The 26,369-nt window shown below is 63.6% G+C and carries 27 protein-coding genes and 1 pseudogene; 19 read left to right on the forward strand and 9 right to left on the reverse strand.

Features of this window, described 5'->3' with window-relative positions:
- Positions 1 to 190: 190 nt before the first annotated feature.
- Positions 191 to 322: a hypothetical protein gene (locus tag U5A52_RS31845; RefSeq protein ID WP_321937821.1), complete on the reverse strand. Its 132-nt coding sequence runs from the start codon at positions 320 to 322 to the stop codon at positions 191 to 193.
- Here U5A52_RS31845 and U5A52_RS31850 point away from each other — a divergent pair.
- Entirely contained in the window at positions 321 to 1,364 is a 1,044-nt protein-coding gene (locus U5A52_RS31850; protein ID WP_321937822.1) for a sugar ABC transporter substrate-binding protein, read from the forward strand. The genes U5A52_RS31845 and U5A52_RS31850 overlap by 2 nt on opposite strands.
- 8 nt (positions 1,365 to 1,372) lie before the next feature.
- Entirely contained in the window at positions 1,373 to 3,610 is a 2,238-nt protein-coding gene (locus U5A52_RS31855; RefSeq protein WP_321937823.1) for an ATP-binding cassette domain-containing protein, read from the forward strand.
- A gap of 215 nt (positions 3,611 to 3,825) precedes the next feature.
- On the opposite strand, the gene U5A52_RS31860 is transcribed toward U5A52_RS31855, so the two are convergent.
- Positions 3,826 to 4,665, reverse strand: a complete 840-nt coding sequence (locus U5A52_RS31860; RefSeq protein WP_321937825.1) for a universal stress protein — start codon at positions 4,663 to 4,665, stop codon at positions 3,826 to 3,828.
- Complete coding sequence (locus tag U5A52_RS31865; protein ID WP_321937827.1) at positions 4,662 to 5,486, reverse strand: potassium channel family protein; 825 nt, start codon at positions 5,484 to 5,486, stop codon at positions 4,662 to 4,664. Before U5A52_RS31865 ends, U5A52_RS31860 begins: the two co-directional genes overlap by 4 nt.
- A 398-nt stretch (positions 5,487 to 5,884) precedes the next feature.
- On the opposite strand from U5A52_RS31865, the gene U5A52_RS31870 reads away from it, so the two are divergent.
- The 12 genes from U5A52_RS31870 (at position 5,885) to U5A52_RS31925 (ending at position 19,199) form a co-directional block, all read left to right on the forward strand.
- Positions 5,885 to 7,306 (forward strand): DUF2252 domain-containing protein, encoded by a 1,422-nt coding sequence (locus U5A52_RS31870; protein WP_321937829.1) that lies wholly within the window; start codon positions 5,885 to 5,887, stop codon positions 7,304 to 7,306.
- A gap of 112 nt (positions 7,307 to 7,418) precedes the next feature.
- The gene (locus U5A52_RS31875) at positions 7,419 to 8,438 is read left to right on the forward strand and encodes a hypothetical protein (RefSeq protein ID WP_321937831.1); all 1,020 of its coding nucleotides are present in this window, start codon (positions 7,419 to 7,421) and stop codon (positions 8,436 to 8,438) included.
- Between the two features lie 149 nt (positions 8,439 to 8,587).
- Positions 8,588 to 9,355, forward strand: a complete 768-nt coding sequence (gene ppk2 / locus U5A52_RS31880; RefSeq protein ID WP_415774083.1) for a polyphosphate kinase 2 — start codon at positions 8,588 to 8,590, stop codon at positions 9,353 to 9,355.
- Positions 9,356 to 9,535: 180 nt separating this feature from the next.
- A complete protein-coding gene (locus U5A52_RS31885; RefSeq protein WP_321937835.1) occupies positions 9,536 to 10,363 on the forward strand; it encodes a potassium channel family protein in 828 nt (275 codons plus the stop codon).
- 134 nt (positions 10,364 to 10,497) lie between these two features.
- Positions 10,498 to 12,288: a PHA/PHB synthase family protein gene (locus tag U5A52_RS31890; protein WP_321937837.1), complete on the forward strand. Its 1,791-nt coding sequence runs from the start codon at positions 10,498 to 10,500 to the stop codon at positions 12,286 to 12,288.
- A 67-nt stretch (positions 12,289 to 12,355) separates the two neighbouring features.
- Positions 12,356 to 14,098, forward strand: a complete 1,743-nt coding sequence (locus U5A52_RS31895; protein WP_321937839.1) for an ABC transporter permease — start codon at positions 12,356 to 12,358, stop codon at positions 14,096 to 14,098.
- A gap of 25 nt (positions 14,099 to 14,123) precedes the next feature.
- Positions 14,124 to 15,458 carry a nitrate/sulfonate/bicarbonate ABC transporter ATP-binding protein gene (locus U5A52_RS31900; protein ID WP_321937840.1) on the forward strand — a complete coding sequence of 445 codons (1,335 nt, stop codon included), beginning with the start codon at positions 14,124 to 14,126 and terminating at the stop codon, positions 15,456 to 15,458.
- Between the two features lie 125 nt (positions 15,459 to 15,583).
- Entirely contained in the window at positions 15,584 to 16,621 is a 1,038-nt protein-coding gene (locus U5A52_RS31905) for a zinc-dependent alcohol dehydrogenase family protein (protein ID WP_321937841.1), read from the forward strand.
- Positions 16,622 to 16,627: 6 nt separating this feature from the next.
- Positions 16,628 to 17,563, forward strand: a complete 936-nt coding sequence (locus U5A52_RS31910; protein ID WP_321937843.1) for an LOG family protein — start codon at positions 16,628 to 16,630, stop codon at positions 17,561 to 17,563.
- A gap of 37 nt (positions 17,564 to 17,600) precedes the next feature.
- The gene (locus U5A52_RS31915; RefSeq protein WP_321937844.1) at positions 17,601 to 18,074 is read left to right on the forward strand and encodes a hypothetical protein; all 474 of its coding nucleotides are present in this window, start codon (positions 17,601 to 17,603) and stop codon (positions 18,072 to 18,074) included.
- 37 nt (positions 18,075 to 18,111) lie between these two features.
- Positions 18,112 to 18,420 (forward strand): DUF1488 domain-containing protein, encoded by a 309-nt coding sequence (locus U5A52_RS31920; protein ID WP_321937846.1) that lies wholly within the window; start codon positions 18,112 to 18,114, stop codon positions 18,418 to 18,420.
- Between the two features lie 89 nt (positions 18,421 to 18,509).
- On the forward strand, positions 18,510 to 19,199 hold the full coding sequence (locus tag U5A52_RS31925; RefSeq protein ID WP_321937848.1) for a CBS domain-containing protein: 690 nt from the start codon (positions 18,510 to 18,512) through the stop codon (positions 19,197 to 19,199).
- Positions 19,200 to 19,390: 191 nt separating this feature from the next.
- On the opposite strand, the gene U5A52_RS31930 is transcribed toward U5A52_RS31925, so the two are convergent.
- Together U5A52_RS31930 and U5A52_RS31935 are read right to left on the reverse strand one after the other, a co-directional pair.
- Positions 19,391 to 19,891, reverse strand: coding sequence for a universal stress protein (locus tag U5A52_RS31930; protein WP_321937849.1), 501 nt, complete (start codon positions 19,889 to 19,891; stop codon positions 19,391 to 19,393).
- 55 nt (positions 19,892 to 19,946) lie between these two features.
- A complete protein-coding gene (locus tag U5A52_RS31935; RefSeq protein ID WP_321937850.1) occupies positions 19,947 to 20,786 on the reverse strand; it encodes a universal stress protein in 840 nt (279 codons plus the stop codon).
- A 251-nt stretch (positions 20,787 to 21,037) separates the two neighbouring features.
- Here U5A52_RS31935 and U5A52_RS31940 point away from each other — a divergent pair, with 251 nt between their 5' ends.
- The 5 genes from U5A52_RS31940 (at position 21,038) to U5A52_RS31960 (ending at position 24,277) form a co-directional block, all read left to right on the forward strand.
- Positions 21,038 to 21,472, forward strand: coding sequence for an Hsp20/alpha crystallin family protein (locus U5A52_RS31940; RefSeq protein WP_321937851.1), 435 nt, complete (start codon positions 21,038 to 21,040; stop codon positions 21,470 to 21,472).
- Between the two features lie 168 nt (positions 21,473 to 21,640).
- Positions 21,641 to 22,477, forward strand: a complete 837-nt coding sequence (locus U5A52_RS31945) for a universal stress protein (RefSeq protein WP_321937853.1) — start codon at positions 21,641 to 21,643, stop codon at positions 22,475 to 22,477.
- Positions 22,478 to 22,545: 68 nt separating this feature from the next.
- Positions 22,546 to 23,508, forward strand: a complete 963-nt coding sequence (locus tag U5A52_RS31950; RefSeq protein WP_321937855.1) for a universal stress protein — start codon at positions 22,546 to 22,548, stop codon at positions 23,506 to 23,508.
- A 110-nt stretch (positions 23,509 to 23,618) separates the two neighbouring features.
- On the forward strand, positions 23,619 to 23,858 hold the full coding sequence (locus U5A52_RS31955) for a UDP-glucose 4-epimerase (RefSeq protein WP_321937857.1): 240 nt from the start codon (positions 23,619 to 23,621) through the stop codon (positions 23,856 to 23,858).
- Positions 23,859 to 23,926: 68 nt separating this feature from the next.
- Positions 23,927 to 24,277 (forward strand): hypothetical protein, encoded by a 351-nt coding sequence (locus tag U5A52_RS31960; protein ID WP_321937858.1) that lies wholly within the window; start codon positions 23,927 to 23,929, stop codon positions 24,275 to 24,277.
- Positions 24,278 to 24,307: 30 nt separating this feature from the next.
- Here U5A52_RS31960 and U5A52_RS31965 read toward each other — a convergent pair whose 3' ends face one another.
- The 4 genes and pseudogenes from U5A52_RS31965 to U5A52_RS31980 all read right to left on the reverse strand — a co-directional run.
- Entirely contained in the window at positions 24,308 to 24,676 is a 369-nt protein-coding gene (locus tag U5A52_RS31965; protein ID WP_321937859.1) for a DUF3564 family protein, read from the reverse strand.
- 29 nt (positions 24,677 to 24,705) lie between these two features.
- Positions 24,706 to 25,101 carry a c-type cytochrome gene (locus U5A52_RS31970; RefSeq protein ID WP_321937861.1) on the reverse strand — a complete coding sequence of 132 codons (396 nt, stop codon included), beginning with the start codon at positions 25,099 to 25,101 and terminating at the stop codon, positions 24,706 to 24,708.
- 244 nt (positions 25,102 to 25,345) lie between these two features.
- Positions 25,346 to 26,134, reverse strand: coding sequence for a helix-turn-helix domain-containing protein (locus U5A52_RS31975; RefSeq protein ID WP_321937863.1), 789 nt, complete (start codon positions 26,132 to 26,134; stop codon positions 25,346 to 25,348).
- Positions 26,135 to 26,147: 13 nt separating this feature from the next.
- Positions 26,148 to 26,369: pseudogene (locus U5A52_RS31980) on the reverse strand (two-component system response regulator); the annotation flags it as partial.

Genomic DNA, 26,369 nt, shown 5'->3' on the forward strand with positions numbered 1-26,369 from the left:
GCTCGATTGTATGCACTCCATTTGATTCAGATCATCGTCTAGATCGGCGACGATTCCACAGTTCTCCCATGAGCGCGCGTGTTTAGCGTCGCCTCGCCCCTCCAAAAGGAGGAGACATGGGATCGAACAATGGCCGTCACGGCCGGTCGTCAAAGCGGGGCTCGCGCGAAAGCGCCGGTCGTCCCACTATTTAGCCCCGCACGCCGGCGTTACGCACGCTCGCCCGTTGCGCGGCGGTAGTCACCGCGCTCTTGGCGATGCCTGTCGTCGGGCAGACGCCGACCTTGTCGGCCGACTCATTTACGTCCGATTTCGCGGCCATGGCCTCGCTCAAGGCGCTCGCCGCGCAGGGCAAGGGCAAGATCGGCGTGCTGTTGCCCGAGACCACGACATCGGCGCGCTACACGTCTTTCGACGCGCCATACCTGCAAAAGGCGTTCGAAACAGCGGGCCTGACGCCGGATCAATCCATCATCACGAATGCGCAAGGGAGCGAGGCGACTGAACTGACGCAGGCTCAGTCGGCAATCTCGCAGGGCGCCACGGTGTTGCTCGTCGATCCCATTTCGTCCGGCGTAGGCGGTGCGATCGAAACCTACGCGCAGTCGCACGGCGTGCCCGTGATCGATTACGACAGGCTGACGCTCGGCGGCGACCGCAGCTACTACGTCAGTTTCGACAATGTGGCCGTGGGCAGGTTGATTGGCGAAGGCATGAACGCTTGCCTCAGTTCCTGGCGGGTCGCGAAGCCACAAATTCTCGTGATGCGCGGAGCGCCGACCGATAACAATGCGACCCTGTTCGCACAGGGCTATAACGGCGTTTTGCGTGCGTCCTTCGATGCCGGGCGCTACGTGAAGGTTGGCGAGCCCGCCGGCACATGGGATCCGGCTACGGCCCGCACAACGTTCGAGCAGCAATACACGGCTCACTCCAACATTAACGCTGTCGTCACGCCCAACGACGACAATGCGAACGCCGTGATCTCCTATCTGAAGACCATGCACGTTCCGCCTTCCACGTTTCCGACCACGGGACAGGACGCCACGCTCACAGGGCTGCGGAACGTGCTGGCAGGCTACCAATGCGGCACGGTGTACAAGCCCATCTATCTCGAGGCGCAAGCTGCGGCAGCGCTGGCGCTCTATCTGCGCGCAGGCGTGCAGCCACCCGCCACGCTCGTGAACGGCAAGACCGCCGACACCACGCGGCACGCCGACGTTCCCTCGGTGCTGCTTACGCCGGTCTGGGTCACGCCGAAAAATATGGCGGCGAGCGTCGTGAAGGACCACTTCGTGGATGCCGGCAAGCTGTGCGCTGCCGGACTCGCAAGCCGCTGCGACGCAGCCGGTATCACACGGTAGCGCACGCCGTGGCGGCGAATCCAGGAGGCGAAGCGGCCGCCGCGACGCCTCTGCTCCAGTTGCGCGGCATCGGCAAGCACTTCGGCGCCGTACAGGCGCTGGAGAACGTCGATCTCGACGTGCCCGCGGGCAAGGTCACCGCACTCGTGGGCGACAACGGCGCCGGCAAGACCGTGCTGATCAAGTGCATTGCGGGCATTCATGTGCCGGACGCCGGCGAGGTTCTTTGGGAGGGGCAACCCATCCAGATCCGCACCCCGCGCGATGCGTCGGCGCTCGGCATCGAAGTCGTCTACCAGGATCTGGCGTTGTGCGACAACCTCGACGTGGTCCAGAACATGTTTCTTGGCCGCGAGCGAATGAAGTACGGCATGCTCGACGAGGATGCGATGGAGACGGCCGCGGTGAAAACACTCGCCGGTCTGCATGTCACGACCGTGCGCTCGGTGCGTCAGACCGTCGGCTCGCTTTCTGGCGGACAGCGCCAGTCGGTGGCGGTTGCGCGCGCCGTCATGTGGAACTCGAAGCTCGTGATTCTGGACGAGCCCACGGCCGCGCTCGGTGTCGCCCAGACGCAGCAGGTGCTCGAACTCGTGCGTCGCCTCGCGGACCACGGCCTCGCGGTCGTCATCATTTCGCACAACCTCAGCAATGTCTTCGAGGTCGCCGACCGCTTCGCCATCCTGCGGCTCGGCAAGCTGGTGCAGGTCGGAGAAGCGTCGGCATTCGATGCGCAGGAGGTGGTCGAGCTCATGACGCTCGGGCGCGCTAAAGGACACGGACACCAAGGGGAGCACGCCGACCTCGACACGACTGCGGCCACAGTAGTCCAGCCCGGGGGGCAGGCAGTGGCTGGGCCGGCGCGCGGCGCTGAGCCCCAGCCTGGCGAGTGCGCTCACGCACGCGCCGGCGGTGCCGCCGGTTCCGCTGTGCTCGCGTGCGTCGAACGAGGCGACAAGCGCGAAGCCGGCGAGAGGAGTCAAATCTCACGTCCATTCGGACGGGGCGACAATCGCGAGCCGTCTACGGATCAGCTAGTCGCTCCCACGACACTGCGCGCGTATCTGGTGGCGTTGCGCTCGCGGGTACTGGCGGGCGAGAGCGGAGTGTTGCCCGTCGTGCTCGGGGTGGTCCTCATAGCCGCCATTTTTCAGTTCGAGAACGCGCATTTCCTCTCCGCGGGCAACATGGTGAACCTGCTCGTCCAGGGCTCGGTTTTTATGCTGATCGGCATGGGCGCCGTGTTCGTGCTGTTATTGGGCGAAATGGACCTCTCGCTCGGCTACGTGGCGGGTATCGGGGCGACGGTCGTAACACAGCTCGTGCAGCCTGGCATGGCGTGGCCTTGGTGGGCGGCGATCATCGTCGCTCTCGCCGTGACTGCTGCACTCGGCGCATGTCAGGGTACGTTGATTACGCGGCTGCGCCTGCCTTCGTTCGTCGTCACGCTCGCGGGACTGTTGGGTTTGCAGGGCGTCATGATCGAGCTGCTCGGCACCGGTGGTACCATTCCCATTGCCGACGAAACGATCAACAACATCGCGAACGGCACGCTCAGCACCATAGGCGGCTGGTCGTTGATAGGGGCCGCCGTCGCGATCTATGGCGGACTCACGCTTGCGCGCGACCGTCGGTGCCGGCGCCTTGGTCTCGTGGTTCCCCCGCGCACGGTCACCGGGATCAAGATTGCGGCTGCCGTGGCTGCGGGTGTGGTCGTTGGCATGGTTACGAACGTCGATCGTGGTGTGGCGGCTTTTCCACTGAAGGGCATGCCCTGGGTGATCCCCATTGTGTTCGTCGTGCTGGTGGCATGGTCGATACTCCTCGGGCGCACTCGATTTGGCCGCTGTGTCTATGCGATAGGCGGCAATGCGGAAGCCGCACGGCGCGCAGGCATCAATCTCGCTCGTATCCGCACCTTAGCGTTTATGCTCGGCGGGCTGACCGCCGGGGTCGGCGGCATCGTCTATGGCTCGCGGCTTCGTTCGATTTCGACAAGCTTTGATGGCGGGACCATCGTGCTCTATGTCGTTGCGACCGCGGTGATTGGCGGCACGAGCCTCTTTGGCGGACGCGGCCGGCCTTTGCATGCGGTGCTCGGCGGCATTGTCATCGCGGCGATCGTCAACGGCATGGCGTTGCTTGGGCTGCCTGCCGCAATCCAGTTGATGGCGACCGCCGTCGTGCTGCTCGTTTCCATTTTCGTCGACGTGGTCGTGCGCCGTCGCGGCCAGACAACTCGCTGAAACACTGGGTCATGCGTGGCGGAGCATTTTCGTCGCCTGCGCTACCGAAGCGCGCTGGGATCGTGGCAAGACGCAAGAGGTAAGGGTAAGCCACTCGATGCGAGGCTTCACTACGAAGCGTCCCTATAAACTCATTTTTGCTCCGGCGCGGGCAAGCGTGGGGCAGCTGGCCGAGATGAGCAGAGCGGCGCAGCGACCCATTCGCGCACGGCCGGTCAATGAGACATCAGTACCGGTAGCGCCATCGAAGCAAGAATCGCGCGCGTGACGCCGCCCAGGACGAACTCCTGAAACCTGGCGTGACCGTAGGCGCCGGTGACGAGCAGGTCATATTCGCCATCGATTGCGAATCTGAGCAGCGCGTCACCCGTCGATACCGCCAACGAACGTTCGAAGCGGGCAACGTCCACTGGGTGCGTAGTGTGTCGCCTGAGCATCGTCACGACGTCCGCGCACGACGCTTCGGTCGGCCCCGCTTTGACCACCGTGGAAATGGCGACAACCGTCACATGTGTCGCCCGCGCGATAAATGGAATCGCGTCGTGAATGGCGCGGGCGGCTTCGCGGCTGCCGTTCCATCCGATTAGCACGCGGTCGCCGACCACCTCCAGGGAACTGGTTTCCGGTACCAGCAGAACAGGGCTGCCGGCACCCAGCAGAACCGTTTCCAGAAAATGATCGGCCACATAGGACTCTGGATCCTTCGGTCGGGATTGCCCGAGGACCACCAGGTCAGCGGTTCTACCACGCTGCACGATCGTGGTAACTGGATAACCGTCTGGTGCATTCCATCGGCCCGGCACCCGGGCACGCGTCAGTTCTGCACGAAACAGCCCCTCAACTTCACGGCGCTTTTGCGTAAGGAATCTGCGATGAGCCTCATAGTAGTCTGCTGCGCCCGTCATGGCGTAAAACCCCACCGGATGCGGATCGAGCATGGCAAATACGCCGTCGAGATGGGCGCCGAATTTTCTGGCGAGCTTCAGCGCGAACGAGAGCCGAGTTTTGGCGCCTCTGCTTGTGTCGAGGTGGACCATCATGGTCTTGTAGGTCACGGCGCGACCTCCGCATGAGCACCGAGTTTTCCGATCAATGCGTTGGCGAGAATCTCATCGCCAATGACCACCTCGGTAGCGCCGGCGTTTTCCAGCAGTGTCTTTCTCAAATTGTTTTCGCCGGGGACGATGATCGGAAGCGACCGGTTCAGCGTGTTCGCCAATAGCGTGATGGCCAGATTGGCGTCGCCGTCGGGGCTCGTCGCAATGAGGGCCTTCGCGCTGTCGAGCCGGGCGCGCCGGAGTGCGTCGTCAAATGCGTCAGCGGTGCCGAGGATAACGAGGTTGCCACTCTCCGCAGCCTTGTCCGCGAGCAACTCATCGGCTACGAGTACCAGTACGGTTTCACCTGCCTCGCGCAGTTTCGCGCTGATGCGTTGCCCGAGTGATCGGTAACCTACGATCACAATATGTCCGGCAAGCCGTTCGAAATGTCGTTCCATGGCTCGATTCTCCCTGTATGCGAGCACATCGTCGCCGGACAGAATTCCGGTCAGCCTCGATATCGCAAACGCGGCGACGAACATGGTCACGAACATGGCCGCGAGCACAAAGATCTTCTGGCGCTCGTCGAAGTCAGAAAAGTCCCCAAGCGTCGTCGTCAGATTGGCCGCGTTCCACAGCGCATTGAACAGGCGCGTATGAAGAGGGGCCGCCGACTGGTCCAGCAACATGAGGCCGCCGGTGGCGGCCGCGAGCAGCATCACGAGCATGACAATGGCGTGCCGCGCACGACGACGCCATTCACGCACCCGAACCGCGCCGAGGCGCGGTTCGTTGACACGGTAGATCCACATATCGTCAGCTTCAGGCGTGCTCAACGCGGCTTCATCGTCAAGCGTTGCGGATTTGAAAACGTGATCGCACCGTTCCCAGCTCAGATCTCGCGGAGCCTGTGTGAAGGCTAGGGCGGCCGTCGGAGCGCAGATTGACATAGGTCAAGCGCCGGTTTGCGGCCAGCATTCCAAATCGTCCTGGTGACTTGCGGCGGAGCGGTGGCTCTCGCTCGTCGGACGAAATGCGCCATCGTCTGTGCCGCTTTTTTTTGAAGCGCACATAGAAATCACTTTCTCAGGGGCTGTGATCCAAGTCAATTATCAACGTTTTTCCCTTCGCTAATGTTTATGCAACGAGAGGGGCGTGCACGGATGACCTTCCCTACGACCGGCGCAGATCGCGCATGAAGACACACGTATGACACGCGAAAGGAGCGGACGCCATGGACAAAGCGGTTTCACGCAAGGCTACGCACGTTGCCAATGCCACGGCAGCGCCATATCGCACGCCGGACGAGAGATCGGCCGAGGGCCGGCTCATTCGCGACTCGGTACCCCGCTCGTCCCAGGCCGGGTGGAAGCTGCCTGAGCATCGCCGTGATGTCGTCGACCTGCTCGAGCAGTCCAACGCGGGCCGCTTGCCACGCCTGATTCCCATACGTTTCGGTCGGATGTCAGCGTCACCGTTTTCGTTCTATCGAGGCGCGGCCGCGCTGATGGCCGCAGATCTTGCGACGACGCCCACCAGCGGGTTGCGCGTACAGGCGTGCGGTGACGCGCATCTGATGAACTTCGGCGGGTTTGCGACTCCCGAGCGCAATGTGATCTTCGACATCAACGATCTCGATGAAACCCTGCCTGCTCCGTTCGAATGGGACCTGAAGCGGCTCGCCGCGAGCGTCGTGATCGCGGCCCAGCATCTCGAACTGCCTTACAGCGATACCGTGCGTCTCACGACCGATCTCGCGCGTGGATATCGGGAGCATATGCACGACTACGCTTACATGCGTGCGCTGGACGTCTGGTACGACCGGATCGATCTGCAAAAGTATCAGGACAAGTCGGGAGATCCGGATGTCGTCGAGCACGCCCGCAAGCGCATCGCCCAGCGGATAGAAGTCGAGCGCCGCAAGACCGTACCGGATCATCTCTATCCCAGGCTCGTTACCGAGGAGGGCGGCCGGCCGCGTATCAAGGACGAGCCGCCGATCATCTTCCATCCTGATGCGGACCTTGCGCCTGGCCTCGAGTCGGGCTACGCCGAGGCACTCGCATCGTATCGCGAGACGCTTGCCGACCATGTGCGCGTACTGTTCGACCGGTTCCATCTGGTCGACCTGGCGGTCAAGGTAGTGGGTGTGGGCAGCGTCGGCACGATGTGCGGTGTCGGTCTCTTCATGGCCTCCGATAACGACCCGCTGTTCCTGCAGATCAAGGAAGCGAAAGCTTCGGTGCTGGAGCCCTATGCGGGCAAGAGCTTGTACGCGAACCACGGTCAGCGCGTCATTGCGGGTCAGCGCATCATGCAGTCCGCGAGCGATGTGTTTCTCGGCTGGAGCCGTGGGAAGAACGAGCGCGACTTCTATGTCAGGCAGCTTCGCGACATGAAAATGTCGGTCGTGATCGAGGCGCTCGACGCGGGATTGCTGCGGCAATATGGCCGCATGTGCGCACATGCGCTCGCGCGCGCCCATGCCCGCTCGGGCGACGCCGCGATGATTGCCGGATACATGGGCTCGGGCGGGACTTTCGACGACGCCATCACCGAGTTCGCTACGGAATACAGCACCCAGAACCGGCGGGACTATCGCGAGTTCATCAAGGCGATCCGCGAAGGCCGGATTCAGGCTGTGGTAGAGGATTGAGCGAGGGAGCCATGCACCGCATCAACTGCCACTCGCGAAATGATGTGCGCAACCGCCAGTCGGACTCTCCCACGGGCAATGCGCTGATAACCGCACGCAGGGGGCAACGGTCATGGGTATATTGAGCCGGCTGACGCGCCACAAGGAAGCGGGCGCTGAGGACGACGCGATCGTGCGCGAAGGTGTCGAACGGGTGATAAGGCTGCACCCGCAGTTGCGCCTTGCCGCCGGATTCGAACGGCGGCTATCGCGCGCTGTGCGCGTTTCTCTGCGCCATCTGAACGAAATGATCGGCAAGTTGCCGACGGCGCGCAAAGCCAGCCGCGAGACCTGGTCGGCGGATCCTTGTATTCACGCTTATTTTGCTGCGCCGGACGACGTGGCGCAGGTGTCGAGTCGCTCGGAAGATCTGCGACGTTTCTTCGAGGAGAATCCCGGCGCGGACGAGGCCTTCGCGGTGCTGGGCATGGTCATCCTCGAACGCAGCACGCTGGGTGCGAAGCAGGAAGGCGAGATGGTGCGCACGGATGCGGTGCGCACCACCGTCAGCTTTACTGACCACCAGATACGCATCTGCGGGTGCACAGACTCCGGGCTCAGGCGGGAAATCGTGCTGCGTATGCTCGAACAGCTCGTTCTGGAAGGGCTTTCACGCATCACCGCCTCCGCCGCGCAACGTGACGCGCTGGAACAGGAACGCGCGCTCCTGAAAACGCGGCTGCAACTACTCGAGCGACAGGGCGTAGGGATGGGGCAGGTGGTGGGAGGTGCGGCGAGCGCCGACCCCGCGGAACGAGTGAGGCTGAAGACGCAGATCGAGGAAAATGCGCAGCATCTCGCGAAGCTGGGACTGCGCAGCGAGGCGCTGCAGCAGGAGCTCGAACAGATCAGCGAGGTGCTGGACGATCCCGCTGCGCACATGGACGTGACGATCAGACGGGTACGGCTCGATGCAATGAACGTGGTCGTCGATGAAACGTCTTCGGCGCCTGCACATGTGCTCGATCTACCGGTGGCGCGCGTTCCCGCGTTGCCGGGGAAATTCAGGGGCTTCGATCTCATTCGATTTGCACGACGCGACCTGCTGCCCGTGCCGCGCATGGCCGATCAGGCAAACCACCCGCTCATTTGATCTTCGAGCGAGGAGACATTCACGCGACGCGCAATGCGGCAGGCGCGTGGTCGGCCCTCGACGCCGATTTTTGCCGCGCTGGAGAGATCATGAGTGATTCCCAAAAAGCGAAACGAACCGCTGACGCGCAACGCGACAAGAGTGGCACCATGCGCAACAAGGACTACCTGAAGGAGCTTGCGCGGCTGCACGCGGAGCTGGTGAGCCTTCAACAATGGGTTGTGCATACTGGAGCGAAGATCTGCATTGTCTTTGAAGGGAGAGACGGCGCGGGCAAGGGTGGCGTCATCAAGGCGATCACGGAGCGCGTGAGTCCGCGCGTCTTCCGGGTGATCGCGCTGCCTGCGCCTACTGAGCGCGAGAAGTCCCAGATGTATGTGCAGCGCTATCTGCCGCATCTGCCAGCCGCGGGCGAAGTGGTGATTTTCGATCGCAGCTGGTACAACCGCGCGGGCGTCGAGCGGGTCATGGGATTTTGCACAGAGGAGCAGGTGAAAACGTTCCTGAAAGATGTGCCGCTCGTCGAAAAGGCAATCATCGACTCAGGCGTGATCTTGCTTAAGTATTGGCTCGAGGTGAGCCAGGAGGAACAGACGCGTCGTCTGGAGGCGCGCATTCACGACGAGCACAAGGTCTGGAAGCTTTCACCGATGGATCTGGAATCCTATCACCGCTGGTATGACTACTCGAAAGCGCGCGATGACATGTTTGTCGCGACCGACACCGAGTTCTCGCCATGGCTCGTCGTGAACTCGAATAACAAGAAGTGCGCGAGGCTCAATGTCATCAGTGACTTGCTAAGCAGAATTCCCTACAAGCGGGTGCCGCGCACCGTGGTGAAACTGCCTCAGCGCGATAAGGCACGTGGATATAAGGAGCGGGACTACCCGTTTCGTTTTGTGGAGGAGCGGTTCTAAGCTGAGTTCCGATGCCCCGTCGACCTGAATTGATCCAGGTCACAGCACGGTCCGGCAGCGGTGAGACGCTGGGTGCATCTCGCTGCACGGAGTTCGAGGCGTGCCCTGCGATGAAATCCGGCCTGAAGCGCAAACGCAACCTCCAGGCCGCCGAGTCTTCCATAACGAGGGATACGGTAAATGAGTGTCGGCTGGCACAAGGCAGGACTCGGTGGCGTCGATTCACATGACGGGGCAGCTGCGCTTCACGCGTGGTCACACGCCCGCTGGATTTTGCTTGCAGGCTGCCTGATTGCCATACCCGCTTTCTATCTCGAACTGCTCGCGACCTCGAGTTTCATGCTTTCGATTGCACGGGCACTGTACGGCGGCATGGCGGTGGCTTGCGCGGGCGCCATTGCGCGAACCGCGTGGTCGAGCCGCAAACCTGTACGGTTTCTGGATCGCAACGCATTCGATGTAGCGATCGCTTGTGGCGCGCTCGTCAGCATGATCGGCGGAGTGAATCCGTGGTCTTCGCTCGAATGGGCGCTCAGACTCGCGTTCATGGGGATGATCGCGCTACGTATCGTCTTTGCCCTGCGTGCGTATTTCGAGCCAAACCGGCTCGTGCTGCTGCCACTTGTGGGCGCGATTGTCGTGTTACTAGGCGGTGCGGGGTTTTACGCGTTGGAGCCGCGCGTGCACAGCTACGCGGAAGGGCTGTGGCTCGCATTTGAAAGTAGCGCCACCGTCGGCTACGGCGACTACGCGCCTACGACGCCAGCGTCGCGTGTTTTTGCCGTGTTCGTCGTGTTGCTCGGCTATGGGATGCTTTCGCTGGCATTTGCGGGTATCGCCGCCTGGTTAATCGGCAAGGAGGAGCGGCGGCTCAGGCGCGAGATGCACCGGGATATCAAAACGCTGCATGCGGAAATTCTGTTGCTGCATCGCGAACTCGAAGGGTTGCGCGATGGGCTCGCGTCCGGGCATAGCGGTTCGCAGGGTGGTGGCCACAGGGCAGCATGACAACGGGGCTGGCCTTGCTCGTGTACTTGATTCAGATCAATCGCGTACCCGTGCCACCAACGCACAGTGATGCGGTTGACGCCGCCGCGCCATACCGCGCTCGGACGGCTTGACGAAAGAAGAGCGCGCCCATCATGACCGATTCCGCCGTTAGCGATGTTGAACCCTTGCATGCGAGCCGGGCAATTCGTGGGGCGCCTGTGCGCGCCGTGGAGTGCGGCCGGCGGCCGGACAACTCTCCCGCCGATCAATGGAACCGGGCGGCCCATGCCAGTGTGGCCGCGGCGACATTCGGGCTTTCGCCGCTGGCGCTCGCGCTGGCCGCGCTCGACTGGGCTGGGCACCTCGCAGTCTCTCCCGGAAAATGCTTCCAGCTTGCTTCCGATGCGTGGCTTGTGGCAAGCCGCTCCGATACCGATACGGATGATGGCGGGACGACGGTGTATGCAGGTCAGGCCGACCCTCGGTTCACGGCCCCAGGTTGGTCGAACTGGCCATTCCGAATGTACCGCGATGCGTTTCTGGCGGCCGAACGCTGGTGGCGCGAGGCGGCGAGTGGCGTTCCGGGCGTCGAGCGGCACCACGAAGAAATGGTTGGCTTTGCGGCGCGCCAGTGGCTCGACGCGTGTTCGCCGGGCAACTTCATCGCGACCAATCCGGAGGTGCTGCAGGCCACCTGGTGCACGGGCGGCGCCAACCTCGCAATGGGCATGCGCAACTGGCTCGACGACGCGACCGCCGCGGCCGACACGATGCGGGGTGCACGTCCGCGATTGGCGCAGCCCTGGTTGCCGGGTCGCGACGTCGCGGTAACGCCGGGCCGGGTCGTCTGGCGCAACGCGCTGTGCGAGCTGCTGCAGTACGCGGCCATGACGCCCGGCGTCGCGCGCGAGCCGATCCTGATCGTGCCGTCGTGGATCATGAAGTACTACATCCTCGACCTGAAACCGCACGATTCGCTAATCCGCTATCTGGTCGAACAGGGCTATACGGTGTTCACGATATCGTGGCGCAACCCGGGCCCCGAAGCGCGCGATCTGGGCCTCGACGACTACCTGCGCGACGGCTTTTTCGCGGCGCTCGATGCTGTTCGCGCGCGATGCAGTGAGCCGGTCCACGCGGTCGGCTACTGCCTCGGCGGCACGCTGCTCTCGATCGGCGCGGCGGCGCTGGCGCGAGACGCAAGGCACGACACGCTGCGCTCCGTTACGCTGCTGGCCGCGCTCACCGATTTCAGCGAACCCGGCGAGCTGGGCTTGTTCATTGACGCAAGCGAACTTGCCGCGCTCGATGCGCTGATGTGGCGCCAGGGCTACCTGGACGGTGCGCAGATGTCGGCGGCGTTCCAGTTGCTCAATGCGCGCGACCTGATCTGGTCCCGGATGATGAGCGAGTATCTGCTCGGCAGGCGTACGAAGCCGAACGACCTGATGTCGTGGAACGCGGACACGACGCGCATGCCATACCGCATGCACACCGAATACCTCACGCATCTCTTTCTCGACAACGATCTCGCGGCGGGGCGCTATTGCGTGGACGGACGGCCCATCGCGCTGTCGGACATCGAGGTGCCGATGTTCGTCGTCGGGACCGAGCGCGATCACGTTTCGCCGTGGCGCTCGGTCTACAAGTTGCATCTGCTCACGCACAACGCGCTCACGTTCGTCCTCACGGCGGGCGGTCACAACGCTGGCATCGTGTCCGAGCCCGGTCATGCGAGGCGTTACTTCCGGTGCGCGACGCGCGAACCCGACGCGCCGTACCGCAGCCGTCATGAGTACGTGAGCGACACGCCCGTCATCGACGGTTCCTGGTGGACCTGCTGGTGCGACTGGCTGCACGAGCACTCGTCTGGCGAAGTGCCGGCGCGCACGCCGGAGGCAGGACTCGGGCCGGCGCCGGGCGAATACGTGCTCGAGCCGTGAGCGGGCGCAGCGGGTTAGCGGACCGGCGGATCGAGGTCAAACGCAGCCGGGCAAGCAGAGGAATGCTGTGGAACACCATGCTGAAGTACTAAGAGGACAGCGTTGGTACCCACGAATGCCGGGCTGGCGCGACGTGGCAGCCGTGGTTCTGGTGTTCGGCACGATCGTGTTACTGGGCGAGGGCGCGCGCCAGATGAGCGGCCCGCTGACGGGCGGCCACGGCGCGGCCATCTCGCTCTCGCCTGCGGCGCTGCCGGGTTATACGCTGCGCACCGTGCTGCGCATGCTGATCGCGCTCGTGGCTTCGTTCATTTTCACGTTTACGTACGCGACGCTCGCGGCGAGGAGCCGCCGGGCGGAGCGCATCCTCATCCCGCTGCTCGACGTGCTGCAGTCGGTGCCGATACTCGGCTACCTGTCGTTCACGGTGGTGTTCTTCATGTCGCTCTGTCCGGGCAACGTGCTCGGCGCCGAACTGGCCTCGATATTCGCGATCTTCACGAGCCAGGCGTGGAACATGGCGTTCAGCTTCTATCAGGCGCTGCGCACCGTGCCCTCCGATCTGGACGAGGCGAGCCGCAGCTTTCGCCTCTCCGGCTGGCAACGGTTCTGGCGGCTCGAAGTGCCGTTCGCCATGCCGGGGCTCATATGGAACGCGATGATGTCGATGTCGGGCGGCTGGTTCTTCGTGGTCGCTTCGGAGGCCATCTCGGTGGGCGACGTGCAGGTGGCGCTACCCGGTGTGGGTTCGTGGGTCGCGCAGGCGATCATCAAACGCAATCTTACGGCAGTGGGCTGGGCAATACTCGCGATGAGCTTCGCGATCGTGCTTTACGACCAGTTGCTGTTTCGCCCGCTGGTGGCGTGGGCCGACCGGTTTCGTTATGGCGATATCGCGGCTCAGGCTTGCCCGCGCAGCTGGCTGCTCGACCTCTTTCATCGTTCTCCGTGGATGCAGAGCGCGTGCCGCCCGGCTGGCGCCGCGCTCACGCGCGCCGCACACCTGCGGCTGTCGCCCGGCGCCCGTTGGGGCGGCTTCGCATGGGCACACCGCGCCTCTTCGCGGCGCGCCGGCGACGCACTCTGGTTCGCGCTGTGCACCGCGGCCGTAGCCGCTGCGGCCGTAGCCGTGCTGCGCTTCGCTGCGCCGGCTCTCACATGGGCCGATGTGGTGGAAGCGGTGCACAGTGGTTTGCTCACCTTGCTGCGGGTCGCGGTGCTCATTGCGCTCGCCTCCGTGATCTGGGTTCCCATTGGCGTGGCGGTCGGGCTACGTCCGCGGCTGGCTGCCTGGGTCCAGCCGGCTGCGCAATTTCTCGCTGCCTTTCCGGCGAATCTGCTGTTCCCCGTCGTCGCCTTCTGCATCGTGCGCTTCAGGCTCGCCCCGGATATCTGGCTCTGCCCGCTAATGATCCTCGGTACCCAGTGGTACATCCTCTTCAATGTGATAGCGGGCGCCACAACCTTGCCGAGCGATTTGCGCGAGGCGGCGACGAGCCTGCGCCTGCGCCGCCGCGCGCGGTGGCTCCAGGTGCTGCTGCCCGGCATCTTCCCGTATTACGTGACAGGCGCGATTACCGCGAGCGGCGGCGCCTGGAACGCAAGCATCGTGGCCGAAACCGTCAGCTGGGGGACGACCAGCCTGAGCGCTGGCGGACTCGGCGCCTATATCGCACAGATGACGGCGAAAGGAGACTACCCGCGCATCGCCCTCGGCATCGCCATCATGTCGATCATGGTCGTCGCCGCCAACCGTTTGATATGGCGGCCCCTCTACGCCTTCGCCGAACGCCGCACGCGGCTCGCCTGAACCTGTCGCCATGGAAATCGCCCCAATGCCAGCTCTCGCACATCCCGCAATGGCACTCGACGGCGCGAAGCCCGTTGGCCCGACCGCTCCAATACTGGAACTCGACCGCGTAGGCATGGCGTTCGCGCGTCCCTCCGGCGAACCGCTGCCGGTGCTCGTGGATATTGACGTCACGCTGCGCAAGGGCGAAATCCTTGGCCTGCTCGGGCGCTCGGGCTCAGGCAAGTCAACGCTCTTGCGGGTGGCCGCAGGCCTCGCGCGCCCCACGTCGGGCGGCGTGCTGTACCAGGGCGCGCCGCTCGAGGGCCCTGCGGAGGGTATCGCCGTGGTGTTTCAAACCTTCGCCCTCTATCCGTGGCTCACGGTGCTCGCCAACGTCGAGCTGGGGCTCGACGCGTCTGGGCTTGCGCCCGGCGTGGTGCGCGAGCGCGCGATGTCCGCCATCGAAATGATCGGGCTCGACGGCTTCGAATCCGCGTTTCCGCGCGAACTGTCGGGCGGCATGCGCCAGCGTGTGGGTTTTGCGCGGGCGCTGGTGAGCGAGCCGAAACTGCTGCTCATGGACGAACCGTTTTCGGCGCTCGACGTTCTCACCGCCGAAACGCTGCGCAGTGACTTTCTCGACCTTTGGACCCAGCGACAAACGCCGATCGAGGCGGTGCTCATGGTCACGCACAATATCGAGGAAGCGGTGCTGATGTGCGACCGCATCGATGTGCTGGGCGGCCATCCGGGCCATGTCGTGGCAACGCTGAATGTGCCGCTGTCGCGCCCGCGCAACCGGCTCGACCCGGCGTTTCGCGTCATCGTCGACACGCTGTACGGAATCCTGACCGCTCGCCTGGCCGAAACCGCCAACGGCACAGGCGCCGTGTGCGGCGCGTTTGGCCTGCGCCTGCCGGCGGTGTCGAGCCATCGTCTCGTCGGCTTCCTCGACACGCTCGCGGCGGCGACGCACGACGGCCACGCTGAACTGGCCTCGATGGCCGCGGCGCTGATGCTCAAACCCGATGAGCTCTTTCCCGTAGCTGCGGCGCTGCACCTGCTGGCATTCGCGGAGTTGCAGGAACGCACGATCAAGCTCACGGCGGCCGGACGCATGTTCGCCCACGCCAACGACAACGAGCGCAAACAGCTTTTTCGCGAACATGTGGTGCAGTTCGTGCCGCTCATCGCCCACATCCGCGAGGTCCTTGACGAACGGGAAGGGCACCGCGCGCCGCGTGCGCGCTTCGAGCTCGAACTGGAGGACCACCTCCATCGCGCCGATGCCGAAACGACGTTGCGGACCGGGATTGACTGGGGCCGGTACGCGGGTCTGTTCAGCTACGACGACCACACGCGTACGTTTGGCGATTGAATCTGCCGCGGCGGCAAATGCTTGATCAATATCAAATGTGCGGCCTTGCCGCCGCTCATCATGGGACAGGCGTGAATACCGTCACGGCCACAATGGCCGTCGTTCCGAAATCTCCTGGAGGAACCATGAAAGCACTGGTCTACAACGGTCCGGGCAAATTCGCCGTTGAATCGCGGCCCATGCCCGCTTTGCAGGGGCCTGGCGACGCCATCGTCAAGATTTCGAAAACGACGATCTGCGGCACCGACCTCCACATTCTCAAGGGCGACGTGCCGAGCTGCGAGCCGGGCCGCATTTTAGGCCACGAAGGCGTGGGCATCGTTCATGAAGTCGGCAGCGGCGTGTCAACGCTGAAAGTCGGCGATCACGTACTCGTGTCCTGCATTTCGAGTTGCGGGCAATGTGAATACTGCCGGCGCGGGATGTACTCGCACTGCAAAACGGGCGGCTGGATTCTCGGCAATCGCATCGACGGCACGCAGGCCGAATACGTCCGTACCCCGCACGCGCAAACGAGCCTGTACCGGATTCCCGCAGGCCTCGACGAGGCAGCGCTCGTGATGCTCTCGGACATCCTGCCGACGGGTTTCGAGTGCGGCGTGCTCAACGGCCGAGTCGAACCCGGCAGCACGATCGCCATCGTCGGTTCGGGACCGATTGGGCTGGCCGCGCTCCTGACCGCGCAGTTCTATTCGCCCGCGCAGATCATCATGATCGACATGGATGCCAACCGTCTGGAATGTGCGAAGCGATTCGGCGCGACGGCGTGCATCGATCCGCGCGCGGGCGACGCCGTCGAGGCGGTGATGACGCTCACCGAAGGCGTGGGCGTGGATTGCGCCATTGAGGCCGTTGGCGTGCCTGCGACGTTCGAACTCTGCGAGCAACTCGTCGCACCGGGCGGCACGATCGCGAACATCGGTGTCCACGGCGTGCCGGCGTCGATCTTCCTCGACAAGCTCTGGGACCGCAACGTGGCAATCACGACACGCCTCGTCGATACCGTGAGCACGCCCATGTTGCTCAAGACCGTGTGCGCCGGGCGGATCGATCCGAGCCGCCTGATCACGCATCGCTTTGCGTTCGAGGACGTACTCAAGGCCTATGAGACGTTCTCGCACGCGGCGAGCGCGCAGGCGCTGAAAGTCATCATCGAAATGTGACGTACCATGAGCAGCCGCGGGTTTTCCACAGCAGTGCGCGCCGGCCGTCCCGAAGTTTGCGCGGCGCGCCCCTCGCGGCGCGAGCGCCTGCCGGCACGTAAGGAAGAGTTACCGCTGGCACCGCGCGTGCGCCAGCTGATCGAAAGCCAGAGTTACGTTCAGGCCGACGAGGACGCTGCGTTTCTGCGGCGCCCGGAAATGTGCGGTGTGCGCCTTCAACTCGACTACTGGAAAACCGAGGAGCGACTGCAGCAACTCGGCATCGCGCATACCGTGGTCGTCTACGGGAGCACCCGCGTCGCGAGCCCGGCGGCGGCGCGCAAGCGGCTCGCCGCGGCGCGCCGTCGCGCCCTGGCCGACACCGGAGCCGAACCGCAACGCGAGCTACGCGTCGCGCAAGCGCTCCTTCGGCGCAGTGTCTACTACGACGTCGCGCGCATGTTCGGTGCGCTGGTCGGTCATGCGCCGGGCACCGACAAGCTCCCCCGCCTCACCGTCGTGACGGGCGGCGGCCCCGGCATCATGGAAGCGGCCAACCGAGGCGCGTTCGATGCTGGCGTGCCTACGGTCGGGATGAACATTGCCTTGCCGCACGAACAGTTTCCAAACGCCTATCTGACGCCGGAACTGTGCTTCCGCTTCCATTACTTCGCCATCCGCAAGCTTCATTTTCTGGAACGCGCGAAGGCGGCCGTGTTCTTTCCCGGCGGATACGGCACCTGTGACGAACTCTTCGAAGTCCTGACGCTTCTGCAAACGGGCAAGATCGCGCCTATCCCCGTTCTCCTCGTGGGACAGACGTGGTGGCGCAGCGTAATCGACTTCGATGCAATGGCCGAGGCCGGAATGATCGACCCGGACGACCTTGCGCTCTTTCGCTTCTGCGAATCGGCCGAGGAAGTCTGGAGCGCAATTCGTAACTGGTATGGAGAAGAGGACTGAGGCGACGTGCCTGACAGCCCGACGCAAGGAGAGAGAGATGAACTGGCTCACTGATTACTTCGCTCAACGCACACCTGAACTGTGCCTTTCGCTTGCGGCATGGCCGCCCCTGCGCCTCGGGCCCGAAGGTCCAATACCGCAATCGCCGCGCTGGCTGCCGTATCCGGGAGCGACGCTGGTTTTCCGGCCCGCAGGACGGATTTCCCACGGCGATCGGACGATCGAGTTGCCGGCGTGCTACGAGATGCGCAGTCCAACGCCATCGCAAGCGGCAGAATGGGCTCGCAATGCGGATGGCGCTACCTTCTTCGAGTCGGTGAGGATTATTGCGCCGTCGTGCTACAACCCTGAGTTTCTTTTCACGATCAACGACTCGCTTTCGTTCGTGCCGGTGTTTTCGGCCGACGGCGCGCCGGGCTTTTTCGGCACTTGCATGGCATGCGCGCCCGCCACGACAGAGATATTGCACATGGAACTGCCATGGTCCTTCCAGGGCTACATCACGATCTAGCTCGTTCGCGAGCGCCCATGCGAAGGAGTGCATCAGCATGAACATCATCTTTTCCGATTGCTCGCCGCACTATGACGCCAACCGGCTCACGTTGAACTTTCCCGCCACGGCCGGCGACCTGCACGTCGAATGCGCGATCACGGCCGAGGCGCTCGAAGATCATTTCGGCGCCGCGTCGCTGCGCGAAGCGGATTTGTGCGGCGCTTTCCTGGCCCATCGGGCCGCGATCGAAGAGGCGGCTGCTCGCATGATCGAGGCAACGCAGTCCGAGGCGATCACGCTTCACAGCGGCTACTTCCGGATGTACAAGGAGTCGGGCGATGCCGTGAAAGGCCGTTCGCGCTAAGGCCGCACGCTTGACTCAAGTCAATGTGCGCAGCCCGGCAGCCTTTAAATTGAGTCACATCGGGGCGTTGGCCCTTAACGGAGGACCTCATGCAAGCATCAGGCATCATGACGACGGACGTCGTCACCGTCCGCCCCAATGCGTCGATTTTCGAGGCGGCGACGCTGCTCGCCGAACATCACATCAGCGGCATTCCGGTCGTCGACGATAGCGGAGCCGTTGTCGGCATTCTCAGCGAAAGCGATCTGCTGCATCGCGTGGAAACGGGCACCGGCAAGCCGCAGCGAAGCTGGTTTGGGGAATTCCTCCATTCGACGCGCAAGCTTGCAGGCGAGTACCTGAAGGAAAACGCGGTGAAGGTGGACGACGTCATGACCGCCAATGTCGTTTCGGTGTCGCCTTCCACGCAACTCAGCGAGATCGCTGATGTGCTCGAACGCCTTCGAATCAAGCGGGTGCCCGTGCTGGATCAGGGCAAGCTCGTGGGTATTGTCAGTCGAGCGAACCTGATACGCGCGCTGGCAAGCGCCGCGCGGCCCGATCAGGCGGGGCTTGCTTCGGACGAGACGATCCATCGGAACGTGATGCACGCACTGGATGGGCACCGCTGGGCGATGGCTGCGGAAAGCGTCGTCGTCAAGGACGGGGTCGTCCACTTCTGGGGCACCGTGAATTCCGAGGAAGAGCGCAAGGCTATACTCGTCTCCGCGCAGCGCGTTCCGGGCGTCAAGGGTGTCGAAGACCACCTCGGCTACCCGGTGGTATTTACGCCAATGTGAGGAAGGCGGGCGGGTTCAGGCAACGTGGGGAAGGCTGGGCCAGCAACATGAATGACTGGCCCGGTTTTTTGTCGGCCTCGCCGTCGCGGCGTTTTCGTTTTCTTGCTCGAGGCGAAATCAGGGAGATGGCGCGGACGCCGCTTGGAGCCACATCAGGAATACGTGGCTCACGCGGCTATGCGCTCCGTCATTCACGCCGGAATTGGCGCTTCGTGATTTGGCTGCTCTTGCTGCTCAGGTGACGCCCCACGGGCAGGTACAAGCAAAACGGGACAGCACGCGCTGCGCAGCACGCGCTCCGCGACGCTGCCCAGCACGAGACGGCGCACACCGCGGCGCCCGTGCGTGCCCATGACGATCAGATCGGCGTGCCAGTCAGCCGCGGCCTGCTGGATGCATTGCGCCACGTCTTCCGCAGGGAGTTCGACTTCAATCGAGCGCGACGTGCCTTTCACGGCTTGCTGCGCCATACGTGCATCGGCATCGGCACGAATCACGCGGCCTTCCTCGATATATGCGTCGCGCACGATCGAAGGATCGTATCCGGGCACGTCGTACGCGATGACGGGGAGGTCGACCACATAAAGCGCTTGCAGTTGCGCCCCCGTATCGAGCGCGAGCCTGATTGCGGTGTCGAGGGCATGAGAGGCGGTCTTGCTGCCGTCAAGGGCAACCAGAATGCGCGAGTACATGGTACGGGCTCCGTTTATATCCGCCTGGTATCGAGGCGAGGCGTGTGGCGGTTCGTCAATGGGACATGAGCACTGGCAAGGTCATGGTGGCAAGGATCGAGCGCGTGGCGCCGCCCAATACGAGTTCCTGCACACGCGCGTGGCCGTATGCACCCATCACGAGCAGATCGTAGCCGCCGTCGGCCGCATAACTGAGCAGCGCGTCGCCTGTGGATTCGGCCGCGTCGCGATCGAACCGGGTGATATCGACGGTTGTCGCGCCATGGCGCGCAAGCACGGCCGCGAGGTCGGCACACGAGGCCTGGGACTCGGCGGGCGTAAAGGTCGCGGAAGCGGCGACAATGGTCACGTGGGCCGCACGAGCGATGAAAGGCAAAGCGTCGTGAACCGCGCGAGCGGCCTCGCGGCTGCCGTTCCAGCACACGAGAACGCGTTCGCCGAGCGACTCGAAGGTGCCTGTGTATGGCATCAACAGCACAGGGCCGCCCGCGCCAAGAAGCACGGTCTCCGGAAAGTGTTCAGCAATATAGGATTCCGGATCGTCCTGACCGGTTTGCCCCAGGATCGTGAGGTCAGCGGTCCGGCTGCGCTGCATGACCGCAGCAACCGGGTCCCCCTCTGGAGCCACCCAGGCGCCATCAATCTGCGCTCGCGACAGTTCGGCGCGAAAGAGGTGTTCGATCGCGCCGCGCTGTTCGCGGCGCAGCTTGCGGTGCGTGTCGTAATAGTCGGCCGTGCCGGCCATCACGTAAAACTCGCGCGGGTGCGGCTCGAACGCCGCGAAGAGGCCGTCCAGATGCGCGCCGTACGTCCGGGCCAGCTTCAACGCAAGCGAGAGTCGCGCGCTTGCGCGTGCGCTCGTATCCATGTGCACCATGATCGTCTTGTAGCTCATCGTGATCTCCAGCGAAGGGGTGGTTGCACCGCCCTTTGGGGCGGAGAAATTGATTCGAGTCTAGGAACGGAGGGCTCGTTACGCTTGATTTGAGTCAATCATCTCTTCGTATTGAGATACGGCGCGTGCAGATCCCGGAAAAAGGAGACATTGAGGCAGATCAATCGGAAACCGCAGTCCGTGCCTAGATTGAATACAGCGCGACTCATCGCAGGGTTCGTGCGCTACGAAAGCCTAAAGGAGGCAACGCAATGAGCAATCTGACACGATATGACCCGTTTTCCATGGAGCCTGTTTCGGACCTCTTCCAGGGGCTGTTTCGGCCGATGCGCGGCATGCTCTCCAATGAGGAAAGCGAACTCTCGGCGATGAAGCTCGACGTCACGGAGAACGAGAAGGCGTACACGGTTAAGGCTGAGATGCCGGGCGTGGACAAGAAGGACATCGACGTCAAAATCGACGGAAATGTGGTTTCGATTCACGCGAAGGTCGAGCGCAAGACCGAGCAGAAAGAAGGGGAGCGAGTGATTCGCCGCGAACGTTATAGCGGCTCCTTTGCTCGCACGTTCTCGCTGGCGAGCGATATCGACGAGAGCGGCGCTACCGCGCAGTATCAGGACGGCGTACTTTCGCTCACGCTGCCGAAAAAAACGGCCGCCGAACAGAAGCGGCTGGAAATCCAGTGAGCGTCTGACGTCATCGAGACGGGGGAGAGGGCGCGTCGAACCGTGCATGACAGCACGGCCAGCGCCTTTACGGCGCAGGGGCACTCGCTTTGCGCCTTTTTTGCGTTTAGGCAGCCCGGCCGGCGTGCGGCACAACGCGCGGCGGGTGCATGAACGAGGGGGCAAGAAATGAAACGACGGACTGCCACGGCCGCCGGAATGCAGCACGTTGCGCCCTATTCACGCCTCTATGTCTTGTTCACCGGGATGGAGCGCGTAGCGTCGCTGCTCGAATGCGTAGCGGGCTGGGCCGTTGATGGCGCGCACGTGCGGCTTGCCGGCCTTGCACCGTCGGCTTTGCTGCCGGATTCGGATCAATGGGCCGCGCAGCACTGCGCCAATCGGATCACCCTGGCCGCGACGCTCGAAACCGCTCGCGAACTGCTCGCGCTACGCGGAATCGAGGCGGACTGTGAATTCCTCGGTGCTGGGCCTGACAACGCGGCGCGCAATGAAGCACTGGCGCGCGCGGTGCGTCTCTGGCAAGCCGATTTGACGATCGGTGCTCCAGCCAATCCGGTCGCGCTAGCTGACGAAACGGCCTCCCCTCTGCTGATGCTGCCCACACCCACTGCGCGCCACTGCTCGGTCCCACCCGGCCGCGTTTTCGTGGTGAGCGATGCAAGCGCGGCATCGGCTCGCGCCGTGGGTGAAGCGGCAAGACTAGTCGCGCCGGGCACTTCGGTGCGCGTGGGTTATCTCGCGTGTGACCCAGCGGCGGCACAGCATCCCGAGGGCTTCGACGCGGTAATCCTCGAAGTCGGGCACGAAGGCAAGTCAACGGCGCACGCGATCATTCAGGCGGCACTGCAGTGGCGCGCGGATCTGCTGGTGCTCGGCACGCGTGGCGGCCATGAAGGTGGTGGCCGGTGGCGTTACGCGAGCGTCGCTGCCGACGTCGCGCAGCGCACGGTACTGCCGCTGCTCCTCGTGCCGCAAGGCTCGAAAACGTCGATGCTGGCGTGACTGCAGACCCAGTACGCGGCCACGCATAGCGCCACAACGGTCGTCTTCCGGCTGAACTGGATACGTTCATGGAACTCCCCTCAAAACCCTTCCAGCGCCTCATTGCCACCGCCGAGGGCGGAGGCGGCCTCGCTGCGCTTGCGGCGTTTGCCAGCCGCCTGGCACGTCGCGATGCGCCGATCAGGCTCGTCGAACTCATCGCCGATCCCGCCACCCTGTTTCCCGCGCTTGAGTTGGGGCTGCCGGGCTGTGCCGAGACCCACGCGGCCATGATCTGTCGCGCTGAACTCGACTTGCGCGAAGCCGCGAGCGCGTTGGCGCTCGAGCGACGCGAACCGGACGTGCAACTCTTCGATCTCTCGCTGCTGCACACCAAGGCGCCTGTCGCCCTTGCGCGCGCTGCCGACTCTTTCGACGCCGATCTGGTGGCGCTCGCCGCGCATCACCCAGGGCAACACTGGGCCTGCAGGCTCGACCCCGAGGAAATCGCATACGCGACGCGGCGCACGTTGCTCTATGTGCCGTCGCATTTGCTTGCCCTGGACGAACCTCCTCTTGCTCGCGCGCTGATTGCGGTCGACGGGAGCGCGAGCGCTTATGCCGCGCTTCAACTCGCGGTTGGATGCCTGCCGACGGAGGCGGAATTGCGCGTGATCTACGTCGTGGAACGCACACTCCATGTGGTCGGGCGAGGACTCGACCATCTGTTCGAGGACGACCGCGCCAGTACGCTTGCGCGTGCCGAAGCGCTCGTTGCGTCCTGCGGGTCCCGGGTATCCCTTGCGGCACTGTCGACGTACGACGAATTCGACGACGTCGCCAGCGCGATTCTGCGCGAGGTGCGTGGCTGGCGCGCGGATCTTCTCGTCATCGGCTTGCAGGGGCGGCGCGTACGGGCGCAGGCCCTGCCCGGCAGTGTGGCGTCACACGCCCTGCGCGACGCTTTCTGCCCGGTTCTCGTTGCGGCGCCGACGAGTTGCGCAACAAAACAGGCGCTGGCGACGCGGGCCCTCGGTATCGCACCGCGGTGAGCGGCGCGAGTCAGGTTGACGTGCATCAATTGCCATCGACTGCCCGGTCTTATCCTGAATTTAATCGCAGATCCAGTCGCTCGCTAACACGCCTCAAGGAGAACGCAATCATGTCACTTACCGGCCATGTCGATTCGGGTGCCTGGTGCGTCCAGGCCCTCACGTCGCCGGATCCGCAGGGCGGTTTTCGCTGCGAAGTCAGCGTCATGCACGGTCCAGAAACGCAGCACTTCTCCCACGCATTTACGCATCATCGTTTGTTCGATACCGAGCGAGAGGCGGTGCTCGAGGGGCTGCGAGAAGGCATGGTGTGGATCGACCTGAAGATCCGCCACGCGTTCGAACTGTAGTCAGACCTGTTTGGTGGCGTAACCAAGCCATCGGGCAGCGACAATGTCGTTTTCTGAAGGGGCAGGTGATGGGACTCGGGATGCAAATCGTTTATCTGGGTTTCGCCGGTTCATCTGCCCTCGAGGCGGAGGCGGGCATTCAGTTGCTGCGCCTCGAGCGGTTCAGCGGCGTGCTGGCAGGTTGTCATCTTGCGATCGAACAGATGCACCCCTTGCGGAGCGGATACTGCCAGCCGGCCTATGACGTTCGTCTAGACCTCGTTTCAACTGCGAGGGAACTTGCGCCGCTCGACCATTGCGAGGGCGACGATCCAGTGGCTGCCATGCGCGCGGCATTCGACGCGGCCGAGCGCCAACTCGATTCAACCGCGCCCGCACGCGCCTTTTGCCGAAGCGGTGTGTCGCGCCGCGATCACTGAACAACACCAACGCCCGCGGGGGAAGCTCGATCAGGCTTCGTCGGCGAAGAGGCCATCTTCGGGATCGGGTACGTTCCCATCGATGCATTGCACGCGCCAGTGTGCATCGAGCGGCGCGGCGCTCATGCCGGCACGCAAGCGTGCGGCGCCACATTCACCTTCGAACGGACCGTCGCTCGCTCCGAGGTCCAGACCTTCGAGCGTGCAAACATCGCGCTGGTCTTCGCACGCCAGCAAGCTCGTGCCGCTCGGCGAGGCAGAGCATTGCCCCCATTCCGGCAGGGTTACGCCCGCATGACCCTCGCGGGACCACTTCCTCTCTTCCGTGTCGATCCAGATGATCGCGTAAGCCGTGGGGTCGAGTTGGTCGAAACTGTCGAGATGGACTGTGACGCGCATGAAGGTGCTCCTTTAGACACGTTGTGCAGTTATTGACTCAGTACCCACTGGACGAGCGTACGCGCGTCCTCGGCCGACAGTGGACCGCCGCGGTCTGCGGGCAGCGGCATGGCCATATCGCCCCAGTGTGCCTTGCCGCCATGCCTGAGCTTGTCTTCAAGCATGACGTTGGCATTCGGCTTGTCGCGGTAGCGCTCGGCAATCTGGTGAAACGACGGCGCGAGAAACGGCGCATCCGACGTGTGGCAGAACATGCAGTGCTGCTGATCGACGAGCTCGGTGGGTTCGACAAGCTGTGCGTGCGCAGCAACGGTATACAACGCGGCAGCGCACACCGCTGCGGTGTGAAACAGGGTCTTGCTCGCCCGACGGTGGAAAGACGGATTCACCGGGACGCAAGCGACAGGCGTGGGAACGCGTGGCATCGAATGTCTCCTTGAGTGCGGCCGGGCGCGGAAGACCGCCGGCCAGATCCATGGTGTCATCGGCACCCTTTTTTCCGTTGATATGCGTCAATCGCCAAGGGGGTCCGCCTGCAGGTGATCAGGATGCCATAAAAAAAAGCGGCGCCGGGTACCGGGCGCCGCAAAAACACACGCGTCAGCTAAGAGGCTTACTGTGCCAACATCAGTGAGCCACCGCAACGCCGCGATGCGCGCGCACCGTGCGTCACACGCGCGCGAGTCCCTCCAGGTCGACGATGCGAATCTGCTTGCCGTTTGGTTCGACAAGGCCTTCGCGCTGAAAGCGCGAGAACATCCGGCTCACCGTTTCGAGCTTCATGCCAAGAAAGCAGCCGATTTCCTCCCGGCTCATCTTCAGGTTGAATTGCGCGCCGGAGTAGCCGCGCGCCTGGAAGCGCGCCGCGAGATCGAGCAGAAACGCGGCGAGGCGCTGTTCGGCGGTCATCGTGCCGAGCATCATCATCAGGCTGGATTCGCGTACGATCTCGCCGCTCATGAGCTGGTAGAGATGGCGCTGCATGCGCCGGCTCTCGCGGCAGAACGTTTCGAGCTGGCCGAACGGCATGATGCAAACCGTGCTGTCTTCGAGTGCAATGGCGTCGCAGCGGTGTGTGCCGGAGCAAACGCCGTCGAGCCCGAGCGGCTCACCGGGGATCTGGAAGCCCGTGACCTGCTCCCGGCCATCCCGATGCATGACGACCGTCTTGAACGATCCGCTGCGTACGGCATAGAGGCTCTGGAAGGCGTCGTGTGCACGAAACAGCGTTTCGCCGCGGTGCACATTGCGCGTGGTGAGGACCACGGCATCGAGTTGCTGGAGTTCGGTCGACGTGAGGTCCGGCGGCATGCAGACCGCACGCAACGAGCAGGTCGAGCAGCGCGTAGCGGGCTGGCGCGGCGCGGCCTCGCGTATGACCGGCTGCAGCGGCACGACGTGCCAGGGCGAGGATGGCGGCGTCGACAGTGAGGATTCGCAGGCGGGCTCGGCATACATGATCGTCTCCAGTTCAGCGCGCGGGGGTGACGCGCTGTTGCACTAACGCTTCAATGGCTTCGCAGGCGGCTTCGAACTCGGACGTCTTGTCGAAGAAAGAATGGGATTCCGCTCGTTGGCAGGCTGCGCGAAACGGTGCGCCAGAGTGATTCGTTAGGACCACCGTCACGACCGAGGGTTGCTCGTGAGCCAGCAGGGACAGCAATTCGATGCCGCGGCCGCTCGCGAGCCTCAG

Origin of the sequence: Paraburkholderia sp. J8-2, from assembly GCF_905220195.1 — a bacterium.
Classification (GTDB): Bacteria; Pseudomonadota; Gammaproteobacteria; order Burkholderiales; family Burkholderiaceae; genus Paraburkholderia.

What these genes read in the sequence shown, in the direction of transcription:
- U5A52_RS31850 (WP_321937822.1), top strand. Translation starts at nt 321, where the DNA reads ATGGCCTCGCTCAAGGCGCTCGCCGCGCAGGGCAAGGGCAAGATCGGC.
- U5A52_RS31845 (WP_321937821.1), bottom strand. Translation starts at nt 322, where the DNA reads ATGGCCGCGAAATCGGACGTAAATGAGTCGGCCGACAAGGTCGGCGTC.
- U5A52_RS31870 (WP_321937829.1), top strand. Translation starts at nt 5,885, where the DNA reads ATGGACAAAGCGGTTTCACGCAAGGCTACGCACGTTGCCAATGCCACG.
- U5A52_RS31875 (WP_321937831.1), top strand. Translation starts at nt 7,419, where the DNA reads ATGGGTATATTGAGCCGGCTGACGCGCCACAAGGAAGCGGGCGCTGAG.
- ppk2 (WP_415774083.1), top strand. Translation starts at nt 8,588, where the DNA reads ATGCGCAACAAGGACTACCTGAAGGAGCTTGCGCGGCTGCACGCGGAG.
- U5A52_RS31885 (WP_321937835.1), top strand. Translation starts at nt 9,536, where the DNA reads ATGAGTGTCGGCTGGCACAAGGCAGGACTCGGTGGCGTCGATTCACAT.
- U5A52_RS31890 (WP_321937837.1), top strand. Translation starts at nt 10,498, where the DNA reads ATGACCGATTCCGCCGTTAGCGATGTTGAACCCTTGCATGCGAGCCGG.
- U5A52_RS31900 (WP_321937840.1), top strand. Translation starts at nt 14,124, where the DNA reads ATGCCAGCTCTCGCACATCCCGCAATGGCACTCGACGGCGCGAAGCCC.
- U5A52_RS31905 (WP_321937841.1), top strand. Translation starts at nt 15,584, where the DNA reads ATGAAAGCACTGGTCTACAACGGTCCGGGCAAATTCGCCGTTGAATCG.
- U5A52_RS31910 (WP_321937843.1), top strand. Translation starts at nt 16,628, where the DNA reads ATGAGCAGCCGCGGGTTTTCCACAGCAGTGCGCGCCGGCCGTCCCGAA.
- U5A52_RS31915 (WP_321937844.1), top strand. Translation starts at nt 17,601, where the DNA reads ATGAACTGGCTCACTGATTACTTCGCTCAACGCACACCTGAACTGTGC.
- U5A52_RS31920 (WP_321937846.1), top strand. Translation starts at nt 18,112, where the DNA reads ATGAACATCATCTTTTCCGATTGCTCGCCGCACTATGACGCCAACCGG.
- U5A52_RS31925 (WP_321937848.1), top strand. Translation starts at nt 18,510, where the DNA reads ATGCAAGCATCAGGCATCATGACGACGGACGTCGTCACCGTCCGCCCC.
- U5A52_RS31930 (WP_321937849.1), bottom strand. Translation starts at nt 19,891, where the DNA reads ATGTACTCGCGCATTCTGGTTGCCCTTGACGGCAGCAAGACCGCCTCT.
- U5A52_RS31935 (WP_321937850.1), bottom strand. Translation starts at nt 20,786, where the DNA reads ATGAGCTACAAGACGATCATGGTGCACATGGATACGAGCGCACGCGCA.
- U5A52_RS31940 (WP_321937851.1), top strand. Translation starts at nt 21,038, where the DNA reads ATGAGCAATCTGACACGATATGACCCGTTTTCCATGGAGCCTGTTTCG.
- U5A52_RS31945 (WP_321937853.1), top strand. Translation starts at nt 21,641, where the DNA reads ATGAAACGACGGACTGCCACGGCCGCCGGAATGCAGCACGTTGCGCCC.
- U5A52_RS31950 (WP_321937855.1), top strand. Translation starts at nt 22,546, where the DNA reads ATGGAACTCCCCTCAAAACCCTTCCAGCGCCTCATTGCCACCGCCGAG.
- U5A52_RS31955 (WP_321937857.1), top strand. Translation starts at nt 23,619, where the DNA reads ATGTCACTTACCGGCCATGTCGATTCGGGTGCCTGGTGCGTCCAGGCC.
- U5A52_RS31960 (WP_321937858.1), top strand. Translation starts at nt 23,927, where the DNA reads ATGGGACTCGGGATGCAAATCGTTTATCTGGGTTTCGCCGGTTCATCT.
- U5A52_RS31965 (WP_321937859.1), bottom strand. Translation starts at nt 24,676, where the DNA reads ATGCGCGTCACAGTCCATCTCGACAGTTTCGACCAACTCGACCCCACG.
- U5A52_RS31970 (WP_321937861.1), bottom strand. Translation starts at nt 25,101, where the DNA reads ATGCCACGCGTTCCCACGCCTGTCGCTTGCGTCCCGGTGAATCCGTCT.
- U5A52_RS31975 (WP_321937863.1), bottom strand. Translation starts at nt 26,134, where the DNA reads ATGTATGCCGAGCCCGCCTGCGAATCCTCACTGTCGACGCCGCCATCC.